Consider the following 20,405-nt stretch of genomic DNA (forward strand, 5'->3'; position numbering starts at 1 on the left):
CTTCCGCAAAACCCGGCGGGCCAGTGCGTAATTTGCGGACGTTTTCTCCGTTTCTGTGCTGATGTTTCGATTGTTCCCGGCTGCCCGCCCTCTTGGTTTTTGGATTTTTTCGCTGCTATTCCTGTTCAGCTTCACCCGGGCGGTTCTGGCTCAGGATGGACCGCCGAAGCGGGAGCTGCGCGGCGTCTGGATTGCAACGGTGGAAAACATCGACTGGCCCAGCAGCCGCACGCTCACGCCCGAGCAGCAGCGCCGCGAGTACCGCCGCATTCTGGACGTGCAGCAGCGCAACGGCATCAATGCGGTGTTTGTGCAGGTGCGGCCCGCCGCCGACGCCTTTTACCAGAGCGAGCTGGAGCCCTGGAGCAAGTGGCTCACCGGGCAGCAGGGCAAAGCCCCTGGCCCGGCCTACGACCCGCTCCCGTTTCTGATTGACGAGGCCCACGCCCGGGGCATGGAGTTTCACGCCTGGTTTAACCCCTACCGGGCCAGTATGGACTCCGTGACGCGCCGCCTGGCCCCCAACCATCCGTTTAAGCAGCACCCCGAGTGGTTTTTGCGCTTCGGCGGCAAGCTGCTCTTCAACCCCGGTCTGCCCGAGGTGCGCAGCTACATCACCCGGGTTATCCTGGACGTGGTGCGGCGCTACGACATCGACGGGGTGCATTTCGACGACTACTTCTACCCCTATCCCGAGCCCGGCCTGAAAATCCAGGATGACGCGGCTTTTCAGCTCTATAATGCCGACAAGCTGAGCCTGGCCGACTGGCGCCGCCAAAACGTGAACAAGCTCATTGAGGGCCTCCACGACACGATTCAGGATACCAAGCGCTGGGTGAAGTTCGGCATTTCGCCCTTCGGCGTTTGGATGAACAAGAGCGCCCACCCCGACGGCTCCGACACCCGCGCCGGGCAGCCCAGCTACGCCAACCTCTACGCCGACTCGCGCCTGTGGCTGCAGGAAGGCTGGATCGACTACATCGTGCCCCAGCTCTACTGGAGCACCAATTTTAAGCTAGTGCCCTACGCTACCTTGCTTGAATGGTGGACGCGTAACCACTTCGGCCGTCACCTCTACATTGGGCAGGGCGCCTACCGGATGCTGGAAAACACCCGCTCTGACACCACCTGGCGCAACCCCCGCGAGCTACCCCGGCAGGTGCGCCTCAACCGCTCGTACCCCACCGACGTCAGCGGCAGCGTGTTTTTCAGTGCCCGCTCCCTGATGTCGAACCCGCTGCACACCCGCGACTCGCTCCGCCAGAACCTGTTCCGCTACCCGGCCCTGGTGCCCACCATGCCCTGGCTCGACGCCGTGCCGCCCCGCCCAGCCCAGAACCTGGTGCTGACCCGCGCCGCGCCGGCCATTACCCTCACCTGGCAGCCCGGCCCCGCCGCAGCCGATGGCGACGTGGCCCGCTACTTTGTGGTCTACCGCTTCACCAAAGGCCAGGAGCCCACGCCCGACGACCCGCGCAATATTCTGGCTCTGGTGCAGAGCCGCCCCAACGCTTCGTCGGTACTAGTGGATACCAGCGCCGCCCCCGGCACCGACTACGCCTACTACATTACCGCCGTCGACCGGCTGCACAACGAAAGCACCCCCGTGCGGGTAAGCACCCAGGGCAAAGCCGCCGAGGTTATCGTGGCCCAGGCCCCGGTGTCTGCGGCTCCGGTAGCTGCCGCGCCGCCAGTGGCGGCTACCAGGCCATTGCCGCCAACCCGGCCCGCCGTAGTGCAGCCCGAAACGGCCGCCGTGACGAAGGTGAAAACCAAGACCAAAAAGCGCGGCTTCTTCGCCCGACTGTTTGGCAAGAAGTAAGCTTTTCAGCCTTCTTGTAGCAATGAAAACGGCCTAGTGCGAAGCAGCAGCGGGCGTAGTATCGGTGCGCCCGGCCCGCACCAGCGCCCAGCCGGCCAATAGCAGCAGCAAGCCAAACCCGAGAAAAGCCAGATCGGCCGGCAGGTGGCGGATAGTATACTCGTAAACGTGGTGCAGGCCCAGTATTTCGTGGTCGATGATGCCTTCAATGACGTTGAATAACCCCCAGCCGATGAGCAGGGAGCCGAAAAAGGTGCGGCCTGACCACGGCACATCCCGGCGGTGGCCCACGGCCCATAGCAGGCGCAGCCCCAGGGCCGTCATCACCCACACGGCAGCATGAAATACTCCGTCCCAGTACATATTTACCTTGGCATCAATGAGGTTGTTGGGCGGAAGCTTACCGGAAAGCATATTGTGCCACTGCAAAATCTGGTGCAGCACGATGCCGTCGACGAAGCCGCCCAGCCCGGCCCCCAGCAGGATGCCGGCCGCAATCAAGGGGCCACGGTGGAGCGGGGAGGAGTTGGCTTCCATGAGAACAGCGTAGGCGAGAAAAATAGCAACAGCACCCCACCCACCAGCAGCGCCACCGGCAGCAGCAACAGCAGCAGGGTATCTGTATAGTCCGGGGCATGGATGGCGGCCTCGACCCTGGGCCGGCACACCGCGCAGGCCTGGGCCGTGGTGGCTGCCAGCAGCAAGGCCAGCGTGGCAAGGAGCTTGAGCATAGCGGGGGCAGTCAGGATAGTTGGTTTCAGCCGTAACGAGGCCATTGCAGGCCAGGTTGCTACTGCTCAGTTCCGTTGGCAGCCTACCTCGGCAGTACCATCGACAGCACAAAAAAAGCTCCGGCCAACTGGCCGGAGCTTTTTTACAACCTAAGTAAGCGCCGCCGCTACAGTGCCTTAATATCCAGCGTGAGCGTGACGCTGGCAGCGGTGCGGCTGATGCCGGTGACGGTGAAGATGACGTACTGATCGGCGTTGCGCAGGCGGGCAATGACCACGTCGCCTACCACCACATTGTCGAGCTGCACTACCTGGGCGCTGGTGGCCGTCTGGTAAGCCTGCCGGATGCTGTTGAGCGTGGCCGCCGCGTACACCGCCGCCGTGGAGCGCACAAATTTGGTGGCATTCAGCGGCTTGAGCTGCACGGCGTTGGTAGCAATGCTGCTAATGCTTACATCTTTTGAAGCGGGCAGGTCGCCGGCGGGCACTGTAGTAAAATTTGTCAGGTCGTAGGCGGCCTGGTCGCCGCCAGCGGTGCCGCTGAAGACGAGCGTGGCGCTGCGCACGGCGGCCAAAGCAGTAGGCGTGGTAGGCGTAATAGCGGCCGCCGTGGCACTGCTGCTCCGGATGCTGGGCGCCCCGGCCGGGGCGGGCAGCGTGGGCTTATCCTGGAAGCGCGACTTCACCTCGAAGCGGTACACCAGCGGCTGCCCGCTGCTGCCGGCAGGGAGCGTCACGTCCACATTTAGTCCTACGGTGCCACCCGTTTGCGCACCGGTGCCCACTGGCACCCGCTGTCGGGCCACGCGCCGCTCGGCCTGGGTGCCCACCTTCACGTAGGTTATCAGGCTGTCGATGTCCTTGTAGAGCGTGCCGGCGGTGGTAATGGCCGCGGCCGTGTTGATGCCGCCCACGTTCAGGCGCACCGGAAAGCGCACCACGTCGCCGGGCGCGCGGGCCGCGTCGGACGGAGCGGTTACGTTGGTCGGCGCATCTATGGTGATGGTTGGAGTGGGTTCAGCCAGGCGGAAGCTGAAGCTGCGCACCTTGCTCTGGCCGTTGTCGGCCACTACCACGGCATCTACGCGCACGTTGGCCTTGTTCACGCCGGCCGGCACCACGTAGTTTACTAGCAGCGTATCGGCCCGGTTGATGCGCGAATAAGCGGCGCGGTAGGGTATGGTCTGCACCAAAGTCGAGTCGCGGCCCGGCTCTATTTTCTGCAGAATCCGGATTTCGCGGATGGGCGCGGTTTGCTGGGCAAAGCGCAGCTCAAAGCTCACGATTTCGCCGGTGGCATACTTGGTGGTCGTGTTCAGGCTGTTAGCCAGGAAAGTTGGAATCTGGCCGCCTACTTCCTGGTAAGGTTTTTCCAACTCGGTGTCGCAGGCAGCCAGCGCCGGCCCGAGCAGTGCCAGCAGCAGCGTGCGGCGGAGAAAAGTATAGAACATAAGGAGAAAGTCAGGGAGTGAAATACTGGGACAAAACGCACAACAGGGGTGGCCCTAAGGCATGTCCCACCACAGCGGCCGGGTGATGTAGTCGGGGGCACTGGCACCGAGGGCGGCCACGGCCTGCGGGTTGTACATCACCTCGGTAGCGCCCGGCAGCATCCGCCGCGGCCACTTGCCGCCCAAGCCGTTGGGGGCACCCACGGGGTATTTCAGGTTGGGGTAAATGGTAGGGTCGAAGTCGTAGCGCCGCAGATCCGACCACGACTCCGGGTTCAGGAACATGGCAATGTACTTCTGCTCCATAATGTTCTTGATGGTCAGCTGGGCCTCGGTCTGGGCTACGGCCGCGCTGGCGAGGTAGGCGTCAATCTGGGCTGTGGTGATGGTAGGAAACGTCACGGCCGGGTTGGCAAATGTGCCGCCCACCCCGATTTTGGCCATGTGCGCCCGGATACCAGCCCGGTAAGCCGTCAGGGCCCGGGTTTTGTCGCCGGCCTTGAAGGCAGCTTCGGCTTCAATGAACTTCAGCTCGTGAAAGGTAATGACCTCGAAAATGCCTAGGTCGCGGGCATACCAGCCGTTGTAGAAGTCGGCCACGCCATTAATCAGGTTGGGAGACGTAGTGAGTACGCCGGGGTCGGTGCCGCTGCTGCTGTTGGCAATCATGATGGGCAGGCGCGGGTCGGCTACGCCCGGAAAAGCGGCTCCCACTACCGTGCCGTTCAGGTACTTAATGATGTTGTTGGAAAAGGTGGAGGTGCCGAAGTTGGACCGCGTAACGCCGTAGATGTTGGTAGTACCCGCCAGCGGCGCCACGGCTACCTGAAACTGAATCTGGGCGTCGTCGGCCGAGTTGCGGAAGCTGGCACTGACCAGCTGCAGCACCTGGGCCGGGTCGTAACTGGCTTTCTTGGTGAGGTGGTTGAGCTGCCGGGCCTTGAGGGCATTGGCAAAACGAATCCACTTGTCGGTGTCGCCGCGGTAGAGAATGTCGCCGCTGGGGCTGGGTACGCTCACATATAGAGGCCGGAAGTTGTCGGTGGCGGGCGTCTTCATCAGCGCAATACCCTCGTCGAGCAACGTCTGCACGGTGGCATAAATCTGCTCTTGTGGGTCGTACTTGGGTGTGTAGTTTTCGGCGCCCTTAAAAGCTTCGGAGTAGGGCAGGTCGCCCAGCATATCGGTGGCGTGGGCCAGGTCCATGGCCAGGATAATCTTGCCTGCCCCCACGTAGTACGGCGACTTTTCCTGCTCGGCGGCGGCAATCATCGTGGGCACGTTGCCGCCCGAGTAGAAGTAGGCGTAGTTGAAGGTGTTGGTGCTGTTGCCGTTGGTAAGCACAAACTGGTCGGTAAGGTTGCCCGGCGTTTTGCGCACCGCATACTGGGTGATATACGCCGTGGTAATGGACGTAAACATCTGCTGCTGAATGCCGTTGGAAATAATGCCGGGCAGCAGGAAGTTCGGCGACGAGGTAATCGGGTTGTTGGGGTCGGTATTCACGTCGAGAAACGACTCGCACGAGGGCAGCACCGCACCACTCAGGGCCAAACCCAGGAAAAGGATATATTTTTTCATCTTGATTGTCTGCTTGTTAGGCTGCTGGAAATGGCCCCGCTTTAAAGGCACAACGTCACCATTTCCCGGCTTCACCGTTTAGAAATTTACCCGCAGGCCCATGTCCACGCCGCGCGTGGCAGGCACGCTGCCGTAGTCGAAGCCCGAGGAGCCGCCGCCCCGCACGCCCGCGCCGGCCGCGGCCGTTTCGGGGTCTACGCCGGAGTAGTTGGTCAGCAGCACCAGGTTGCGGCCCGTTACGCTCAGTTCCACGCCGCGCACAAACGATTTGCCCAGCAGCGAAGCGGGCAGCGCGTAGCTCAAGGTCACGTAGCGCAGGCGGCTCCAGGAGGCGTCTTCCACGAACGAGGCCGCCGTACCGGTCAGCACGTTCTGGTAGTAGCCCTGGGTCAGCTCGGCGGGCTTGGTGTTGCGCACGTAGCCGCCGTCGGAGTTCAGCAGCGGACCGTTGGCGGCGGCATTGGCCAGCACCCCGTCGAAAACGACCTGCTTGTAGCGGTCCAGGGTCCGCTCACTGATGCCGGTTTTGGTAGCAAACCAGTCGTTGCCGTTCACCACGTCGCCGCCCTGGCGGAAGTCGAGCAGAAAGCTCAGATTCAAGCCTTTGTAGCCGAAGGAGTTGGTGAGCTGCACCGTGTAGTCGGGGGCGCGGTTGCCGGCGTACTCAAACACGCCGGTATTCACGATGGGGTAGCCGGAGGCGTCGATGAGCACCTGCCCGTCGGGGGCGCGCTTGAAATCCACGGCGCTGATGGAGGAAATGGGCTTGCCGGGAAACGCCCCGCCCCGGGCCCAATCAATTACGAAGGCGTCGGACTGGTACACTTCGGTCAGGAAGCTGGGCAGCTCGATGGCGCGGTTGCGGTTCAGGGTGAAGTTGGCAATAACGTCCCAGGTCAGGCCCTTCGACGACTTGAGGGGCGTACCGGTCAGGGACAGCTCGAAGCCCTTGTTTTCGACCTTGCCGCCGTTGATATACTGGAAAATGAAAGCCGTGGCCTGGCTCACGCGGGGCGCAATGAGCTGGTCGCGGGTTTCCTGGTAGTACACGGCCGCGTCTAGGGTCAGGCGGTTCTGCAGAAACTGCAGGTCGAGGCCAGCTTCCACCGAGCGGGTTTGCTCGGGCTTGAGCAGGCGGTTGGAGCCGAAGAAGCCGTTGCGGAAGCCGCCGCCGATGTAAGTGCTCTGGGCCAGGGGCGAATCGACGCGGTAGGGACCCGTGTCTTTGCCCACCACGGCCACCGAGCCGCGCACCTTGCCGTAGTTCAGAATCGGGTTCTGATCCATACCCAGGGTGCGGGTAAATTCCCAGCCCACGGCCGCCGAGCCGTAGCCGAAAGCCTTGCCGTAGTTCTTGTTCTTATTGGGCCGGGGCAGCGTCGACGACATATCCACGCGGCCGTTCAGCTCCAGTGTCACCTGCTGAAACAAATCCAGGTTCAGGCGGGCAAAGTTGCCGATAAGGCGCCGGTCACGGTTGGTTACCAGCGTGTTGCGGTTTACCGTGTTGTTGATGCTGACAAAGTCCGGGTTCTGGAAAATCAGGCCGATGTTGTCGGTGGCTTCGTTGCGGCTCATTTCCACGGTGTTACCCAGAACGAGCGAGGTGCCGATGTTGTCCGAGAACTTGTGGTTGAGGCTGACCAGGAAGTTGGAGGTCAGCAGGCGGTTGAAAATGGTGGTTTCCGAAATGCCGCCGTCCTGGTTGCTGGGCTGCGACGTGCCCACGGCCCGCACTGAGCGGTCTTTCTGGGCGTAGAAGTCGGTGCCGATGTTGTAGCTCACCGAGGCCCATTTGAAGGCCTCAAACGTGACCTGCGCGTTGCCGATCATGCGGTTGGTGCGCGTGGTCTGGGGGTTGCGGTAAATGGTGAAGTAAGGGTTGTCAGGGTCACCGGCCGAGGTGGCCGCGCCCAGCAAGCGGCGGCGGGTACCGTCGGGATTGAGGTAGTTGCGGGCGTCGTCGTTGCGGGGCCAGTTGAGCAGGCTGGTAAAGAAGCCGCTGGGATTCAGACCGGTACCAAACAAGCCGCCGCCCTGAAACGGCGACTGGCCGCCGCTGTTCAGATACTGGGCCGAGGCCGAACCGCTGAACTTGGGCGAAAACTGCACCGTGCCTGAGGCCCGCACCGTCGACTTATCATACAAGGTATTGGGCACTACGCCCTTCTGGTCGAGCCGCGAGGCCGATACCAGGAATGTGGCTTTGTCGCCGCCGCCCGACATGGTGAGGTAGTGCTGCCAGGCGGTGCCCTTACCGAAGAGGTTGCCCAGGTTATCGTACACGGCTTCGCCCTCGGCAAAGCGTGGCCCCCACGAGCCGCGGGTGGTAGCGTCGAATACGCCGTTGGCGCCCTGCTTATACTGGTCCTGGAGCTTGGGCAGGCGGTTTACCTCATCCACCGAAAACTGCGTGCGGTAGTTGATGTTGGTGCGGCCGGCGGTGCCTTTCTTGGTCGTGATAATCACGGCCCCGTTGGCGGCGCGCAGGCCGTAGAGCGCGGCGGCGGCCGGACCCTTCAGCACCGTCATCGAGGCAATATCCTCGGGGTTCAGGTCGCCGGCGCGGTTCTGGCTTACCGAGCTACGGCCCAGCTGCCCATTAAAAGCCGAGCCGCCCCCGGGCGAGGTAGATTCCACGAAAGAGGAGTTGTCCATGATGATGCCGTCGATAACGAACAAGGGTTGGTTGTCGCCGTCGAGCGAGTTGCCACCCCGAATCACGATGGCCGAACCTTCGCCGGGGGCACCGCCGGCGCTGGTAATCTGCACGCCGGCCACCTTGCCCTGCAAGGCATTCACGATGTTGGTTTGCCGCGACTCGATGATGTCTTTGGCCTTCACTTCCTGGGCCGCGTAGTTGATCTGGCGGCGTTCCTGCTTGATGCCGTAAGCCGTTACCACCACGTCATTCAAGCTGGTTGTGTTTTCGGCCAGGCTGATGTCAATAGAACCGTCGGCGCCCACAGCGCGCTCCTGGGTAGTGAAGCCGATAAAGCTGAAGGTGAGCGTGCTACCGGGCGCGGCCTGCACCGAGTAACGGCCGTCGGCGCCGGTGCTGGCCCCGTTGCTGGTGCCCTTCACGAGCACCGTTACGCCGGGCAGCGGGCTACCTTTGGTATCGGCTACCACGCCCGAAACGGTGCGCGGCGGGCCGGTTTGGGCATAGCTGCCGGGGGCAAGCAGCACTCCCAGCGCGAGCAGAAGCCATAAAAGTTTGGTCATGTGAGAGAGGAAAGAAGGTGAGAAAAGGAACAGGGAAGCGGAAAAAGCAAAACCGGAGCCCACCGGGTTTAGTCGGTCGGGCTCCGGTAGGAGAAAAGCCAGTTAGGAAACCAAAGACGAACAACAGAGCAGAACGATTTCCATGGAGAAATTCGGGGCTGAAAGTTGAAATCAGGTGCTAATACGGCAGAAGTTATCCTTTTTATCGATAAAATTCCTTCGCTAAGTCGAAGAAAGGAAGAATATTGTCCACTGAAAACTATATAGGATATTTTGAGTATTTTCAGCGGCAGTAGGACGGAGCCAAGTTCCTGGCTATTTACAGCTACCCCGTAATAGTTACCCACTACCTTTTTTTGCCACTCCCAGTCACTCTCACCCAGTCCCTCATGACTCCTGCCAGCCCGCCGCCCGCCCTGTCCGTTGCCATCCACCCCGATTCGGAAGTAGCTTCCGTAGCCGTGGCCCGCACCATGGCCGAGCTGATTCGGATTCGGCAAGCCGAGGGGCGCACCGCCGTGCTCGGGCTGGCCACCGGCTCGTCGCCGACGCGAGTGTATGAGGAACTGGTGCGCCTGCACCGCGAGGAAGGCCTCAGCTTTCAGAATGTGGTCAGCTTCAACCTCGACGAGTATTATCCCATGCCGCCCGACTCGCTACAGAGCTACGTGCGCTTTATGCACGAGTACCTGTTCGACCACGTCGATATCCGGCCCGAAAACGTGCACATTCCCGACGGTACGCTGCCCCAGGAGCAGGTAGCCGAGTTTTGCCGACGCTACGAGGAGCAGATCCGCGAAGCCGGCGGCATCGACTTGCAGCTGCTGGGCATCGGGCGCACCGGCCACATCGGCTTCAACGAGCCAGGCTCGGGGCCCCAGTCGCGCACTCGCCTGATAACGCTCGACCACATCACCCGCACCGACGCCGCCAGTGACTTCTACGGGGAGGAAAACGTGCCGCGCCGGGCCCTGACAATGGGCGTGGGCACTATTCTGGAAGCCCGCCACATTGTGCTGCTGGCCTGGGGCGAGGGCAAAGCCGCCGTGATAAAGCGCATGGTGGAAGGGGAGCCCAGCGACTCAGTGCCGGCTACGTATCTGCAGAAGCACCCGCGTGTAGACGTGGTGCTCGACGAAGCCGCCGGGGCCGAGCTGACCGAGCGCAAAACACCCTGGCTGGCCGGCGTGCCTTGCCGCTGGCAGGATGAAGCAGTGGTGCGCAAGGCCGTGACGTGGCTGGCGCGCCGCCTCGAAAAGCCCATACTCAAGCTCACCGACGAAGACTACAACGAAAACGGCCTCTCGGATTTACTAGCCGAGTCGGGCCGGGCCTACAGTATCAATATTCGGGTGTTCAACCAGCTCCAGCACACCATTACGGGCTGGCCCGGCGGCAAGCCCGACGCCGACGACACCCACCGCCCCGAGCGGGCCGAGCCGTTCCCGAAGCGCGTGCTCATCTTCTCGCCCCACCCCGACGACGACGTAATATCCATGGGCGGCACGCTGCTGCGCCTCGTGGATCAGGGCCACGAGGTACACGTGGCGTATCAGACCTCGGGCAACATTGCCGTGTTTGATGACGAAACGCTGCGCTTTGCCGAGTTCGTGGCCGACTACGACGAGGCTTTCCGGCTCGATGAGCAGCCGGCTGAAAACCTCTACCAGCGGGTGGCCGAATTCCTCAAAAACAAAGCGCCCGGCCAAGTCGATTCGCCGGAGGTGCAGCAGATCAAGGGCTTGATCCGGCGGGGCGAGGCCAAGGCTGCCTGCCGCTACGCCGGCATCCCCGACGACAACGCCCACTTCATGGATTTGCCGTTTTACGAAACCGGGCGAGTGCGCAAAAAGCCCATCGGCGAGGAAGACATTCGCCTCACGATGGAGCTGCTCAACCAGATCCGGCCCCAGCAGATTTATGCCGCCGGCGACCTGAGCGACCCGCACGGCACGCACCGGGTGTGCTTAGCGGCCATTTTCGAGGCTGTGCGTCGCCTGAAGGAAACCAACACCGACTGGCTGGCCGACTGCTGGGTGTGGCTCTACCGCGGGGCCTGGCAGGAGTGGGACATCGACCAGATTGAAATGGCCGTGCCCCTGAGCCCCGAGGAGCTGACGCGTAAGCGCCGGGCCATCTTCAAGCACCAGTCGCAGAAAGACCGGCCGCTGTTCCCGGGCGCCGACCAGCGCGAGTTCTGGCAGCGTAGCGAAGCCCGCAACCGCACCACGGCCAGGATTTATGACCAGCTGGGTTTGCCGGAGTATGAGGGCATCGAGGCGTTTGTGCGCTGGGTGTTTTAACACCTCAGTCGCTCGGCTGTGCCGAGTGACTGTGCCGTGCCGAAGGACCTCGTCACCTGACTTACTACAGTCTGTATCAATTTGAAAAGCCCTTTACCGCGCCGGTGGTAAAGGGCTTTGGGTATATAATTAACCCTATCACTTAGGTAGGGAAGGTCACGCCGCTCGATGCGCAGAATACAAGATGACAGAACAAGCAATGTCAGCACGCGCGACGCGGCGTTCTGAATGCACACTCTGACTTGGGAGCCGGTAGGCTCAATAAGGTCGGATATTTATATAGTACAATTATTATATAAGCCCTGCTGGGTTGGTAAGACAGCTCGGCGGTCAAGAAAATCCGGCTGCGAGTGAGTAATTACTCATCCTTTGTTTCGAAAACGGCATTTGGCAACGTTCCCGACAACGTTTGCATAAATTAATTCGCTCACCTTCTGTCGTTTCCTGGTGATTAGCGCAACCTTATGAGAGTGCAACCGCGTGCGTTCTGCCGCCGTTGGCCGCCGGTTCTTCGACAAATCAAATTCCCACTTTACTTCCCACATCATGAAAAACTGGTTACTACTCCTCGCGCTGCTGTGTGGCCTGGCCGGGCAGGCCTGGGCCCAGCAAGCCCGCCAGCTGACGGGCCAGGTCCTCGACGACGCCAACGGGCAGGGTTTGCCGGGCGTCACGGTCGTTGTGAAAGGAACCACCATTGGTACTGGCACCGATGCCAGCGGCAATTTCTCACTGAGCGTACCCGCCGGCACCGAGCCCACGCTCGTGTTCAGCTACGTGGGCTACCTGGCCAGCACCGTAACGGTCGGCTCCGACGGCGCGGTGAAGGTGCGGCTCAAAACCGACCAGAAAGCCCTGGACGAAGTCGTGGTAATCGGCTACGGCGAGGTGAAAAAGAGCGACGTGACCGGCTCTATCGTGTCGGTGAAAGAAGAAGACCTGAAGAAGGTGCCCGCCGCCAACGTGATGGAAACCCTGCAGGGCCGCCTGCCCGGCGTGGATATTACCAGCGCCGGCGGCTCGGCTGGGGCGGCCGTCAATATTGCCGTGCGCGGCAACCGCTCCATTCTGGCCAGCAACGGTCCGCTCTTTATTGTGGACGGTGTGCAGTATAACTCGATTCAGGATATCAACCCGAACGACATTCAGGCTATGGAAGTGCTGAAAGACGCAGCTTCCACCGCCATTTACGGGGCCCGGGGCGCCAACGGCGTTATCATCGTGACGACCAAGAAAGGCAGCGCCGGCAAAACGAAGGTGAGCTTCAACTCCTACTACGGGCAAACCGACGTAGCCTTTTACCCCAAAGTGAACAACGGCGCACAGTACGTAGCCCAGAAGCGCGAGGCCAACCGCACCACCGGCAACTGGACCGGCACCGCCGACGACGCCAAGATCTTTACGCCCCTGGAGCTGCAGGCCATTGCCAACGGCACCTCCACAAACTGGGCCGACCTATTGCTGCGCAACGGCGTGCAGCAGGAGCACCAAATCGGTGTATCGGGCGGCTCGGAGAAAACCAAGTTCTACCTCTCGGCCGACTACTACAATGAGCAGGGTTTGTTCCGCAACGACGATTTGAACCGCTACTCCTTCCGGGCCAACATCGACCAGGCCATCAACGACAAGGTGCGCATCGGGCTGCAAAACCAGCTGACTTATTATAACCTCGATGCCCGCCGCGACCCAACCAACCTGGCCAACAAGATTAACCCGCTCTTCACGCCCTACGATGCCAACGGCGGCTTCGTGAACTACCCCAACAACGCGGCCTTTCTCAACCCCCTGGCCGACGAGCAGCCGGATGCCTACGCCAACAACACCCGCCGCACCCGCACCTTCTCGACGGCCTACCTCAGCTACCAGATTCTGCCCAGCCTGAACTTTCGCTCGAACGTGGGCCTCACGCTGTCCAACGACCGCACCGGTATCTATCTGGGGCAGTATTCTATTGACCGCAACGGCCAGATCAACCAGGCTTCCTACGGCACGGGCTTCGAAACCAACTGGAGCTGGGAAAACATCCTGAACTACAGCAAAACCTTCGGCGACCATTCCGTTAACGTAACGGGCGTCACCTCGCTGCTTACCTTCAATCAGGAAAACTCCCTGGCCCAGGGCCGCGGCGTGCCAGTGCCCTACCAGCAATACTACGCCCTGGCCAACGCCTCGCAGGTGGTTTCGCCCTACACCAACCTGACCCGCAGCAAGCTGCTCTCCCTCACGGGGCGCGTGCAGTACGGCTACAAGAGCCGCTACCTGCTCACGCTCACGGCCCGCGAAGACGGCTCGTCCAAGCTCTACACCGGCAACAAGGCGGCCTTCTTTCCCTCGGCCGCCGTGGCCTGGCGTATCATCGACGAGGAGTTCATGAAAGGCCTCACGCCCATCACCGACCTGAAGCTGCGCGTGAGCTACGGCCGCGCCGGCAACTACGACGTGGCCCCGTACTCGTCGCAGAGCGTGCTGACGCGTATTCCCTTCGGCTTCGGCGAAACCAGCGCCTCGGGCTACGGCTTCGATAAGCGCGTGGGCAACACCGACCTGGGCTGGGAAATTTCGCTTACCAAGAACGTAGGCCTCGACTTCGGCCTGATCCAGAACCGCGTGACGGGCTCCATCGACGTGTACGAAACCAAAACCAGCGACCTGCTGCTCGACAACTTCCTGCCCTCGACTACGGGTCGCGGTAACATCATCGAGAACATCGGCAAAACCCGCAACCGCGGCGTGGAAGTCGGCATCAATGCCCTGGCCGTCGAAACCCCGGATTTCCGCTGGAATGTGGGTTTGACCTGGTTTAAGAACAAGGAAGAAATCCTGGAGCTGGGTGGCTCCGATGACCTGGTAAACAACCGCTTCGTGGGCTACCCCGTGCGCGTGTTCTACGACTACGAGAAAGTAGGCATCTGGCAGACCAGCGAAGTCGACGAAGCCAAGCTCTACGGCCAGAAGCCCGGCCAGATCAAGGTGAAGGACATTTCGGGCCCCAACGGCGTACCGGACGGCAAGATTAGCGCCGCCTACGACCGGCGCGTGCTGGGTGCCGCGGTGCCCAAGTGGAGCGGCAGCTTCAACAGCGACTTCGCCTACAAAGGCATCGACCTCTCGTTCCAGGTGTTTGCCCGCATCGGCCAGATGATCAACTACGAGTACGCCCAGATTTTCGACCCGCAGGGCATCGAAAACAGCTCGGTGCAAAACTACTGGACCCCCGAAAACCCGAGCAACGACTACCCCCGTCCTGACGCCTCGCTGTCGAAATCGACGATGCAGAACAGCCTCTACGGCACCACGCTGCAATACCGCGACGGCTCGTTTGCCAAGCTGCGCGGCGTGACCTTGGGCTACAACCTGCCTGCCGGGCTGCTGGAAAAAATCGGTCTGGGCTCGGCCCGCATCTACATCCAGGGCAAAAACCTGGTGACCGTCAGCAAAATCGACAACTACGACCCCGAGCGGGGCGGCCCCATCACCACGCCCATTCCGCGCGTCGTGCTGGCCGGTATCAACCTTGGTTTTTAGTTGTTAGTTGTTGGTTGTCAGTTGTTAGTGGTTCTAGTTGGGCGTTTGGACTTTCGGAGTCAACTGCTAACTACAAACAGTAACAACCGGCAACTAACAACTGACAACGAGCAACTAACAACTAATAAAGCTCCCATGAAATTCTCGAAGAAAATATATGTTGCCCTGACGGCCGTAGCGCTGGCGGGTCTTACTTCCTGCGAAAAGCAGCTGGAAGAATACAACCCCTCGGGCCTCACGCCCGACTCGGTATACACCACGCCAGCTGGGTTCGACAACCTGGTGAATGCCGCGTATTCCTACACCCGCTGGTGGTACGGCAAGGAGGATGGCTACAGCATGTCGGAAATGGGTACCGACCTGTGGTTGCGCGGCGCCGGCGACGTAAACCCTGACCTGACCGAGTACACCACGCTGCAGTCCAGCTCGCGGGCCGTGGAGTCGCTCTGGAGCAAGCTCTACATCGGCATCAACGTTTGCAACGCCGGCATCAGCCGCGTGGGGCAGAGCGGCATGAGCGATGCGCTGAAGAAAACCCGGGAAGGCGAACTGCGCTTCCTGCGGGCCTTTTACTACTGGCACATCGTGGAAAGCTGGGGCGGTGTGCACTTCACAACGGCCGAAACCCTGGGCGCCGACAAAACTGCCAACCGCACCCCGGTGGATGAGTTCTACAAGCAGATTTTCGAGGATCTGACGATTGCCGTAGCCAACCTGCCCACCACCACCACCGACTACGGCCGCGTGACCAAGCCCGCCGCCGAGGCGTTTCTGGTGCGCATGTACCTCACCCGGGGCAACAACCAGGAAGCCGCCACGCTGGCCCAGAAGGTGATTTCGAGCTACGGCTTCTCGTTGCAGCCCCGCTACGCCGACTTGTGGTCGATGACCAACCTGGAAAACAAGGAAATCGTGTGGGCCGTGAACTACTCCAAAGACCTGACCTTGAACGACCGGGTAGACGCGGGCCTCTACCCCGACGGCCACCCGCGCGGCGGCAACAATGGCCACCTGATGTGGATGATGAAGTACGACGACCAGCCCGGCATGACCCGCGACATTGCCAACGGCCGGCCCTTCAACCGCTTCATGCCCAGCAAGTTTCTGCTCAATCTGTTCGACGAAACCAAGGACTCGCGCTACGCTGCTTCCTTCCGCACGGTGTGGCTGGCCAACACGGCCGTAACCACCGGCACCAAGCCCCTGGCCGTGGGCGACACGGCCATTCTGGCTACCAAGAAAGTGGTGTCTACGGCCGTGCGCAACGCCAAGAAGTACCGTGTGTATGACGTCAACGACATCTACAACGCCAACGGCACCGGCAAAAACCGCCTGCAGTACGTGTGCCTGCGCAAATTCGACGACCCGACGCGCCCCACGATTCAGGAGGAGCAAAGTGCCCGGGATGCCTACGTAATCCGGCTGGCCGACGTGTACCTGATGGCCGCCGAAGCCAACTTCAAGCTGGGCAAGACGGATGACGCCGTCAAGCAGATCAACGCGGTGCGGGAGCGGGCGGCGCTGCCCGGCAAGGTGGCCGATATGCGCATCAGCGCCTCCGACGTTACTCTGGACTTTATTCTAGACGAGCGGGCCCGGGAGCTGGCCGGCGAGCAGCTGCGCTGGTTTGACCTGAAGCGTACCAACAAGCTCATCGACCGGGTGAAGGCCAATAACCCCGAGGCCGGGGCCAGCATTCAGCCCTACCACGCGGTGCGCCCCATTCCGCAGCGCCAGCTCGACGCCATTACCAATAAGAGTGAATTCCTGCAGAACCCGAACTACCGCTAAGAGGGAAGTAGCAAGCAAAAGGCCCGTCCGGAGTTCCGGACGGGCCTTTTCTGTATGGCGGAATCAGCCAGTTCCAAAAGAACTATCACTGAATCATCAAATCACCACTTCACTGGGTGTGGCACTGCTGGCACACGCCCGACATGAGGTAGTCGCGGTGGGTGGCCTGGAAGCCGCCGGGCAGCTGCACCACCGGAATGGCCACCTGGTTGAGGCAGTAGGTGTGCTGGCACACCGAGCACTTGAAGTGGACGTGGTCGTCGGCGTGGGCCTGCTCGGTGCAGGTGGCGGCGCAGGCAGCAAAGCGGATAACGTCGGAGCTGTCGAGTACCCGGTGAATAACGCCCTTCTGCTCGAAGGTGCGCAGGGTGCGGTAAAGCGTAATCCGGTCGGTATCGGCTTCCAGCGCCTGCTCAATGTCGTTGCTCGACAAGGCAAACGACTTGCTGAACAGCACGGCCAGCACGGCACGGCGCATGGGCGTATGGCGCAGCCCGTGGCGGGCCAGCGTGAGGGCAATATGGTCGGGAGTTGCCATGGGAAGTTCAAAAGTACGAGGTTGGCACCGAAGCCCATGCGTGCCGCCGGAAATGGGGCCGCGCGGTAGTAACAAGCAAGCCGCCGAAAAGGTGTGCAGGATGCCGGCCCCAGGTATTGGGTGGCAGGAGCACAGTAACGCGAATTTGGCAGTTGGCGGGCCAGAACGACCTGACGGCCCAGGCTACGCGAGCTACGCAGTTCGCGCTACGGGCCGCTGCGGCCTTTCCCTATCTTTGGTAAAACCGCCGCCTCTCCCTATGCCCCGCCTCACCGTTCCTTCTGCCGAACCGCTGCCATTACTGCCCACCCGCTTGGTGTCGCTCGACGTGTTTCGGGGCCTCACCGTTATGGCCATGGTACTGGTAAACAACCCCGGCGACTGGGGCCACATTTACGCGCCGCTGGAACACGCCGAGTGGCACGGCTGCACCCTGGCCGACCTCATCTTTCCCTTCTTCCTGTTCATCGTGGGCGTTTCCATCGTCTACGCCCTCGATTCGGCCCGGCGCACGCAGCCCCACGGGCCACTGCTGGGGCGTATTGCACGGCGGGCGGCGGTGCTGTTTGGACTGGGGCTGTTTGCGGCGCTGTTTCTGCAGTGGGACTTGGCCACGGTGCGCATTCCGGGGGTGCTAGCCCGCATTGCGCTGGTGTTTCTGGTGTGCGGGGCGCTATTTCTCAAAACCACCGCGCGGCAGCAGGCGTGGCTGCTGACCATTATTCTGGTGGGCTACAACGTGCTGCTGCAGCTGGTACCGGTGCCGGGTATCGGGGCAGCCAACCTGGAGCCGGCCACCAACTTGGGCGCCTGGCTCGACCGGCTGCTGCTGGGGGAGGCTCACCTCTGGAAAATCAGCAAAACCTGGGACCCGGAAGGCCTGCTGAGCAGCCTGCCCGCCGTGGGCACCGGCATTATGGGCTTGCTGGCCGGGCAGCAGCTGCGCAAAACGAGCCTGGAAGCCGCCGCCAAAGTGGCCTGGCTGTTTGTGGCCGGCGGCGGGGCCGTGGTACTGGGCCTGGTGTGGAGCAGCTGGCTGCCGCTCAACAAAAGCCTGTGGACCAGCTCCTATGTGCTCTACACCGGCGGCATTGCGGCTATGGGCTTGGCTGCTCTCTACTGGCTCTGCGACGTGCAGGGCTACCGGCGCGGCATTAAGCCCTTTGTTGTGTATGGCGTCAACGCCATTACCGTGTTTTTCCTCTCGGGCCTCATTGCCCGGGGCCTCAACAAGTGGCCGGTAACTACCAGCGCGGGCGTTACCAACATGAAGCAGTGGCTCTACGACACGCTGTTTGTGCCTTTCTTCCCCGGCCCATACCTGGCTTCCCTGGCCGGCGGCCTGGCCTGCGTGCTCATCTGGCTGGGCGTGCTGTGGCTGATGTATGAGCGGCGCATTATTATAAAGGTCTGAGGCAGACTGTCCTTGCCATTGTGCCTGGATAGTTGGTTCTTACCCCGGTATCCTAACTCCCAGGTAGCATGGCACGCGTCACCCATAACAGTCTCTTAAGCGGCCTCAGTGGCAAGCTGGGCAACATCACCATTCGCCAGGTAAGCGGCCAGATGCAGGATCCGGCCGCTAAGGCGTTGTACACCACTGGTATCACCGTCAGGAAGACCAGCGCCCGGACCGTCGCCATTTCCGATTTCATGCGGGGGCCGGTTATTACGGCTACCGACCTGAGCAACTACCACGGCCAGGCTGGCGACTCAATCCGCATTTGGGCTACCGATAATTTTGCCGTTACGGCCGTGCAGGTCCGCCTCTACGCCGCTACCGGCGCCCTGATGGCGCAAGGCCCCGCCACGCCTGAGCCTGGTGGCAGCTGGCTGTTTCAAGCCGCCGTAGCAAGCACCGACTGGCCCGGCACCCGCATCGAGGTAGAAGCCCAGGACCGCCCCGGCAACCTGACCAGCCAGAGCTATATCCTGCAGTCGGGGTTGCCGGGAGGCTGGGCCGTAGCGAAGCCACCGGAAGAACTATAGGTTTTGTCCTATTGAAGCAACCAACGTTCGTAGGCCTTGGTTGGTCAAAGTCTAGAGGAAGTCTAGAAGCAGTATAGAGGCAGACTAGAAGTAGTATGGTCAAAATATCCAATTAGCCCAGCCGATACTACCGGCTGCTTCTCCGCTGCGAGCAAGGTGCGCAATGGCATTTTACCGGCCAAGAGGGGGAACTGGCGAAGGCAGAAACAAGCGGGAAGTAGTATCTTGCCCCCATCTGTAGAATGAGGGGTAAGCAGGCCTGTTGCGGCTGGTAAGCCGTCCTGAGTTACCACGGATATCGAACCCTATTTCTTCACCGGAACCACGCGGCCGGGCCGGCCGGCCATCCGCTGCGTGCTCTGCATTAGCTTACTATCCGTGCGTACTTTCCTTACTTCCCTAGTGGCTGCCGCGCTGCTCACTATACCCGCTGCCGTGCAGGCCCAAACCCCGGCACCTGCCGCCACCAGCACCAGCACCCCAGCCCAGCGCAAGGCCGCCGAAACCTTCCTGAACACGATGCAGGTAGAAAAAACCCTGGGGTCGGCCATGGACCAGATGATGACGATGCAAATAAAGCAGCGGCCCGAAATGAAGGCTGTGGAGCCGGAAATGCGGGCCTTCATGGCCAAGTACATGAGCTGGACGTCGCTCAAGGAAGACATGATTAGCCTCTACGCCAAGGAGTTTACAGAGAAAGAGCTAAAAGACCTGACCAAGTTTTACGAAACACCCGTGGGGCAGAAATTCGTGACCCGCCAGGCGTTTCTGATGCAGGCCGGCATGGAGCTGGGCCAGCGCCGGGTGCAGGAAAACCTGCCCGAGCTGCAGCGGGCCATTGAGGCCAAGATGAAAGGCCAAGAGTAGTCATTGCTTGACTTGCGCAGGGTGCAGCTCCCCGCATGCAGCCGTTTGACACGACTACAACTGCGCCTGAAAATAGGGCAACGTGAAATAGAGTACCACGCCTTGCAGCAGCGTCAGCACCAGGGTAACGCCCCAGAAAGCGGCTTTGCGGTTTTTGTGGTGGAGCAGCAAAATAGCTGCCCACGCGCCGGGCGCCGCGCCGGGCAGCGTAGCGAGGTGCAGCGTTTTTTCGGCAATGCGCCGCTGGCCCCGTTGGGCTTTGCGTTTATCTAAGGCGAAGAGCAGGAAACACAGGAGGTTGAAAAACAACAGGCAACTCAAGAGTATGGTCATGGTGCGGGAGCCGGGCCTTTCTGGCTAGTCAGTGCTGGTTTCGGCCGGGGTGGGTTCAAAAGGGACGGGCAAGATGAGATACCAGCGGGGCCGCAAGGTATGGAGCTGCATTCAAGCAAGCAGCGGTTTTCATTGAAAGAGCGGAGGGCGCCGCTCACCGAGCTAGACCTTCCGTTGTTGAGAGGTTGCCAACGATACTAAAAAAGCGTTCCAGCTTACGGCCGGAACGCTTCTAAAAAGGCAAAAGGC

Annotated in this window: 14 protein-coding genes; 7 read left to right on the top strand and 7 right to left on the bottom strand. The window is 61.3% G+C overall.

Annotated features, from left to right (window positions below):
* The first annotated feature begins 61 nt into the window (after nt 1–61).
* Complete coding sequence (locus tag LGH74_RS06660) at nt 62–1,822, top strand: glycoside hydrolase family 10-like protein (protein ID WP_226173592.1); 1,761 nt, start codon at nt 62–64, stop codon at nt 1,820–1,822.
* Between the two features lie 33 nt (nt 1,823–1,855).
* Here LGH74_RS06660 and LGH74_RS06665 read toward each other — a convergent pair whose 3' ends face one another.
* From LGH74_RS06665 to LGH74_RS06685, 5 genes are all read right to left on the bottom strand, one after another.
* Complete coding sequence (locus tag LGH74_RS06665; RefSeq protein ID WP_226173594.1) at nt 1,856–2,359, bottom strand: DUF2243 domain-containing protein; 504 nt, start codon at nt 2,357–2,359, stop codon at nt 1,856–1,858.
* A complete protein-coding gene (locus LGH74_RS06670; RefSeq protein ID WP_226173596.1) occupies nt 2,320–2,553 on the bottom strand; it encodes a hypothetical protein in 234 nt (77 codons plus the stop codon). The genes LGH74_RS06665 and LGH74_RS06670 overlap by 40 nt, the downstream gene beginning before the upstream one ends.
* 167 nt (nt 2,554–2,720) lie before the next feature.
* The gene (locus LGH74_RS06675) at nt 2,721–4,004 is read right to left on the bottom strand and encodes a hypothetical protein (RefSeq protein WP_226173603.1); all 1,284 of its coding nucleotides are present in this window, start codon (nt 4,002–4,004) and stop codon (nt 2,721–2,723) included.
* 54 nt (nt 4,005–4,058) lie between these two features.
* Nucleotides 4,059–5,585 carry a SusD/RagB family nutrient-binding outer membrane lipoprotein gene (locus tag LGH74_RS06680; RefSeq protein ID WP_226173605.1) on the bottom strand — a complete coding sequence of 509 codons (1,527 nt, stop codon included), beginning with the start codon at nt 5,583–5,585 and terminating at the stop codon, nt 4,059–4,061.
* Between the two features lie 78 nt (nt 5,586–5,663).
* Complete coding sequence (locus LGH74_RS06685; RefSeq protein WP_226173607.1) at nt 5,664–8,810, bottom strand: SusC/RagA family TonB-linked outer membrane protein; 3,147 nt, start codon at nt 8,808–8,810, stop codon at nt 5,664–5,666.
* 389 nt (nt 8,811–9,199) lie between these two features.
* On the opposite strand from LGH74_RS06685, the gene nagB reads away from it, so the two are divergent.
* The 3 genes from nagB (at nt 9,200) to LGH74_RS06700 (ending at nt 16,429) form a co-directional block, all read left to right on the top strand.
* Nucleotides 9,200–11,113, top strand: a complete 1,914-nt coding sequence (gene nagB / locus LGH74_RS06690) for a glucosamine-6-phosphate deaminase (RefSeq protein ID WP_226173609.1) — start codon at nt 9,200–9,202, stop codon at nt 11,111–11,113.
* A 546-nt stretch (nt 11,114–11,659) separates the two neighbouring features.
* Complete coding sequence (locus tag LGH74_RS06695) at nt 11,660–14,638, top strand: SusC/RagA family TonB-linked outer membrane protein (protein WP_226173617.1); 2,979 nt, start codon at nt 11,660–11,662, stop codon at nt 14,636–14,638.
* 135 nt (nt 14,639–14,773) lie between these two features.
* A complete protein-coding gene (locus tag LGH74_RS06700) occupies nt 14,774–16,429 on the top strand; it encodes a RagB/SusD family nutrient uptake outer membrane protein (protein WP_226173619.1) in 1,656 nt (551 codons plus the stop codon).
* 109 nt (nt 16,430–16,538) lie between these two features.
* Here LGH74_RS06700 and LGH74_RS06705 read toward each other — a convergent pair whose 3' ends face one another.
* Complete coding sequence (locus LGH74_RS06705) at nt 16,539–16,967, bottom strand: Fur family transcriptional regulator (RefSeq protein WP_226173621.1); 429 nt, start codon at nt 16,965–16,967, stop codon at nt 16,539–16,541.
* Nucleotides 16,968–17,226: 259 nt separating this feature from the next.
* Here LGH74_RS06705 and LGH74_RS06710 point away from each other — a divergent pair, with 259 nt between their 5' ends.
* The 3 genes from LGH74_RS06710 to LGH74_RS25070 all read left to right on the top strand — a co-directional run bounded on the left by LGH74_RS06710 (nt 17,227) and on the right by LGH74_RS25070 (nt 19,823).
* Entirely contained in the window at nt 17,227–18,381 is a 1,155-nt protein-coding gene (locus tag LGH74_RS06710; protein WP_226173623.1) for an acyltransferase family protein, read from the top strand.
* 68 nt (nt 18,382–18,449) lie between these two features.
* The gene (locus LGH74_RS06715) at nt 18,450–18,956 is read left to right on the top strand and encodes a hypothetical protein (RefSeq protein ID WP_226173625.1); all 507 of its coding nucleotides are present in this window, start codon (nt 18,450–18,452) and stop codon (nt 18,954–18,956) included.
* 378 nt (nt 18,957–19,334) lie between these two features.
* Nucleotides 19,335–19,823, top strand: coding sequence for a DUF2059 domain-containing protein (locus LGH74_RS25070; RefSeq protein WP_226173627.1), 489 nt, complete (start codon nt 19,335–19,337; stop codon nt 19,821–19,823).
* A gap of 54 nt (nt 19,824–19,877) precedes the next feature.
* Here LGH74_RS25070 and LGH74_RS06725 read toward each other — a convergent pair whose 3' ends face one another.
* On the bottom strand, nt 19,878–20,156 hold the full coding sequence (locus tag LGH74_RS06725; RefSeq protein WP_226173629.1) for a DUF1294 domain-containing protein: 279 nt from the start codon (nt 20,154–20,156) through the stop codon (nt 19,878–19,880).
* Nucleotides 20,157–20,405 lie beyond the last annotated feature (249 nt).

This window comes from Hymenobacter lucidus, from assembly GCF_020447265.1.
Lineage (GTDB): Bacteria > Bacteroidota > Bacteroidia > Cytophagales > Hymenobacteraceae > Hymenobacter > Hymenobacter lucidus.